Below are 4,166 nucleotides of genomic sequence, written 5' to 3' on the forward strand. Positions count from 1 at the left end.
TCATATTTCTATTTCTTCAATTTCTCTTTGCACCCGTATTTCTTATCCCCCCCATCCGGTCCGCTTTGTTTTCTCAAAAGAAACGGGCATGAAAAAAGAGCCCATTGCCCATGGACTCTTTTTCGCAGCAGATTTCTTTTTGGCACAGCTTGACGATTCAACCCACGATCCTTTGCCAGAGATAAATCGAATTATGACTGGAAATGCAAAGTGCGCTGCGGCGTGTGTGAATTATGATGGATCAGTTGTATACGTGGAATTTGATCGCCGAGCAGTTGCGGGAACAAAGCCGATTGGCCTGTGCGATCGCCTCGTGGAAGACTTCCGTAAATCCCATGGAAGATTCAAAGGAATCGTCCTGGATGGAACGGTTTTCTTCTCTGAGTTCATCGAATTCCTCCTTGGATTCGCTGAGAACCTGATTCGCCCTTTCAAATTCTCCATCGCGCATCATGCGGAGGGATTTTACCATTTTCGCCCGGAGGTTTCGGCTGTTGGAATTGAGCTGGTAAAGTTTCATTCGTCTATCGTCTTTCATGGCTGCTGTGCTCCCTTTTTCTATTTCTCTCAAATGTCTAAGTTCTCTTCAGGTTTTACCTGCTGATTTCTTTGACGGTTAAAGTGTATCAGATGCCATATTTCGAGGAAAAGGCGGATACACAGGAAATTTAACCAGGGTAAAGTTTGCATTAAGAACACATTAATTAGCATTAAGTTCGTATTAAGATAGAAAATAGTCAATTAATCATCATAATCGGATAAGAAAATAATGAATAAATGCCATATATGCCGAAATTCATATTTGGCATCGATTTTCTGTCTTTCGACCCGTTTTGACAATCGAATCCACAACGGCCAAAATATGTCTATACTTTCGTTGTCTAATCTATCTCTTTTTGTCTCATTCTCCGCTTGAGAAATTTCCCTGCCCGCGTACAGAACGGTTAAAAATCGCCTGATGTTTTAGTAAATTTCGTCTTTTTCAGGCACTTTTTTCACCGTCTTTTTTTCGTCCATTTCTGACGAGAATATGGGATTTATGCGTTATCTTTCCCGCCAGTCTCTTTTTTGATGATCGTCTTGGACAGGGCGGACGGCCTTCTTCGAAAAGCGGACAGAAGCCGGATCTTTGCCCATGGTATAATTCGGCCATGAACTTACATTTCCCGTTTATTCACCGTCCGGATATTGTCGTCACCATTCACGGATTCGGGCGAAGAGTTTCTCACGAGATGGATCCGCTCAAAGCGTGGCTGGAAAAGCAGGGCTTTGAAGTCTGGACTTTTGATTACTTTGATCCGCAGGATCCAGGCGATACCCGCATGGAAGACTGGATCGGCCGCTGTGAAGAAAAACTGCGCCAGGCGATTGCGACGGGTCGTCCCGTTCACCTGCTTGGCTTTTCCATGGGCGGCGTGGTTTCTTCCTATCTGGCTTCCGTATTCAAGGTGAAGCATCTGCTGCTTTGCGCACCGGCCTATTTCCCGCTCGATTTTTATCAGGTGGAACGCGCCGCCAGAAAAGCGCTCTTTCCCTTCAGCGACGGGGATTCCGGCAGTCTGAGCCGCAATCATACCCAGACGTTTCTGAAAGTCGTCTCGACGTATCGCTATTCGATTTTGCAGGTAGACTGTCCGGTTCTCATTTTGCACGGAACGGCGGATGAGGTCATCAGCGCCAAATCTTCCGAACGCATGATTTCCCTGCTTGATCCGGCGCATACGCGTCTGCTCTATCTGTATGGAGCGAAACATCGCTTTTTGTATGACGGCACGTACGAATCGATCGTCTTTCCGATCATTCGCGATTACTTCCGCAATGAGATGACGCCTTTTCACTGATTGTTATCTCGACCGATTGACCGCTTCATTTTGAGGCGGTCTTTTTTATGCCGCCCGGCTGGATCTGCGGACTGGATTTATGCTTTCGTCTGGCCGCTGCTATTTTGGTTTGTTCTGCGTATCGTCTGTCTTTGATCCTGCCGGCTTTCTCGAGGCGGTTTTCTGCCAGCTTTCGCGTTTGGGCAGATGGTCTTTAAAGTCGGGATCGATCGGAATACTGAGCACGTCATGAATTTTCTGACGGATTTCCGGTACGACCTTTTCTTCAAATTCCGGGTGCTTCATAAACCAGCCGCGGTTTAATCCCGAGGGATGCGGCAGGACGCAGCAGGGCTTGCCTTCGTATTCGAGATGGGAAAAGACGAGCTCATCGAGCGTCTTTCCCGGAAAAATCCGGCTGGCGGCTTCTCGGCCGGCGATCAGAATCAGCTCGGCTTCCTTAAGAAGCTCAAGCTCTTTTTTCGTCCAGCGCTCGTAACATACGGCAGGCGGTTTCTTGTCGCCGGTCTTTCCCTTGCCGGGAAAGCAGTGACCCATAACAGTGAAGTAGAAGTTTTTCGGATCGTAAAACTGCTCTTCGCTCAGGTAATACCAGGACTGGCGCAGACGCTTGCCGGAAGGATCCGCGAAGGGGCGGCCGATTTCATGGACGAGACGTCCGGGCGCCTGAGAAATATGAACGATTTTCGCATGCGGGCCGCCAAAGACGACCGGGCGCGGTTCAAAACCAAACAATTGGCGGCACTGACGGCAGGCCAGAATCTGTTTCTGAAGACAGTCGATGGGCGTATCGATCCTTTCGGATTGATTGAAATCGGACGGTTTAGTTGCCGGCGTCTGGTTTTTGTCCGCCTGTAACGCTGTATCGGTTTCCATAAAACGGTACCTGCTCTTTCTGTGAATCGTGCCTGTCTTTTCGGCTCTTCTGACAGTGTAGCGCATTGAAAACGGGATACCGCTTCCACCGCTTTAGTCATAGCGTAAATAAAGTCTGCGCAGGAAGGGGCATATGCGTTGCTTTCTGCCCCCGGTAAAGGATCCGCACAGACGGACGAAGAAACCCGGATCCGTCTGGATCCGGGCAAATGTATTTTCGATCGGAGTTCAGCGTTTCATTCAGCGCTTGGACTTGATCATGTCGAGCTTGAGGTCAATGAGCTTTTCGGAAAGGTCGACGTAGTAGATCTGCGGGTTGGTGAAGCGCTTGATCTCTTCCCAGAGCGTTTCCTGCTCTCTGGCACAGTAGTCGCGAATGCCAAGCAGGGACGGCTGGCGGTACACGAGTTCGCCGTTAATGAAAATCGGCACGAGAAGTTCGCGGATTTCGTACGTGTCCTTTTCGATGACTTTGTTTTTCCACTTGTTCATCGGATGGTAAATCGTCAGATCTTCCGATTCATCGAGCACTTCATCCGAAAGCGTCATCAGGTCGGCGACCGCTTTGCCGTCTTCCTTGTTGTAAATGCGGTACAGGTTTTTATAGCCCGGGTTGGTGATCTTCTCTTCGTTTTCCGAAATCTTGATCCGGGGTTCCATAACGCCGTTTTCTTCAATGGCCGCCAGCTTGTACACGCCGCCAAATACCGGCGAGTCCTTGGAGACGATCATGTTTTCACCGACGCCGTACGCATCGATCTTGGCCCCCTGACGGTCTACGAGCGATTCAATCAGGTATTCATCGAGCGAGTTGGAAACGACGATGGAGCAGTCCTGCATGCCTTCTTCATCGAGGCGGCGGCGGATTTTCTTAGACAGATACGCCATGTCGCCGGAGTCAATGCGCACGCCTTTGAGGCGATGGCCGTTGGGTTCAAGGTATTCCTTGGCAACGCGAATAGCGTTTTCCAGACCGGAGCGCAGCGTGTTGTACGTATCGATCAGCAGCGTGCAGCTGTCCGGATACATTTTGGCATACGCCAGGAAGGCGTCGTATTCGCTGTCAAAGCTCTGCACGAAGGAATGAGCCATCGTGCCAAGGGCGGGAATGCTGAACTGCTTGCCGGCTTCCGTCGTTGCGGTTCCGGCTACGCCGGCGATATACGCCGCACGTGCGCCCTGAATGGCGGAATCGAAGTTGTGGGCACGGCGGGCTCCAAATTCCATAACCGCCTTGCCTTTGGCCGCCTGCACAATGCGTCTGGCCTTGGTGGCGATCAGCGTCTGGTGGTTGACCGCAAGAAGGAGCGCGGTTTCGAGCAGCTGGGCTTCAATCAGCGGCGCCTTGACGCGAATGAGCGGTTCGTACGGGAAGACCGGCGTTCCTTCCGGAATCGCCCAGACATCGCCCGTAAATTTCACCTGAGAAAGGTATTCGAGAAACTCTTC

Annotated in this window: 4 protein-coding genes; 2 read left to right on the forward strand and 2 right to left on the reverse strand. The window is 50.5% G+C overall.

Annotated features, from left to right (window positions below):
* Together ACLUYS_RS09470 and ACLUYS_RS09475 are read left to right on the forward strand one after the other, a co-directional pair.
* On the forward strand, positions 1-604 hold a 604-nt coding region (locus ACLUYS_RS09470; protein ID WP_412659720.1), incomplete at its 5' end, for a hypothetical protein.
* 547 nt (positions 605-1,151) lie between these two features.
* Positions 1,152-1,841: an alpha/beta hydrolase gene (locus tag ACLUYS_RS09475; RefSeq protein WP_230267564.1), complete on the forward strand. Its 690-nt coding sequence runs from the start codon at positions 1,152-1,154 to the stop codon at positions 1,839-1,841.
* 99 nt (positions 1,842-1,940) lie between these two features.
* Here ACLUYS_RS09475 and ACLUYS_RS09480 read toward each other — a convergent pair whose 3' ends face one another.
* Positions 1,941-2,717, reverse strand: a complete 777-nt coding sequence (locus ACLUYS_RS09480; RefSeq protein ID WP_230267565.1) for a uracil-DNA glycosylase family protein — start codon at positions 2,715-2,717, stop codon at positions 1,941-1,943.
* 240 nt (positions 2,718-2,957) lie between these two features.
* Positions 2,958-4,166, reverse strand: a 1,209-nt coding sequence (locus ACLUYS_RS09485) for a nicotinate phosphoribosyltransferase (protein WP_412659722.1), incomplete at its 5' end; no start/stop codon positions are given.

The organism is Allobaculum sp. (genome assembly GCF_047010065.1).
Lineage (GTDB): Bacteria > Bacillota_I > Bacilli_A > Erysipelotrichales > Erysipelotrichaceae > Allobaculum > Allobaculum fili.

Coding starts and splice junctions, on each gene's coding strand:
- ACLUYS_RS09475 (WP_230267564.1), top strand. CDS start 1,152: ATGAACTTACATTTCCCGTTTATTCACCGTCCGGATATTGTCGTCACC.
- ACLUYS_RS09480 (WP_230267565.1), bottom strand. CDS start 2,717: ATGGAAACCGATACAGCGTTACAGGCGGACAAAAACCAGACGCCGGCA.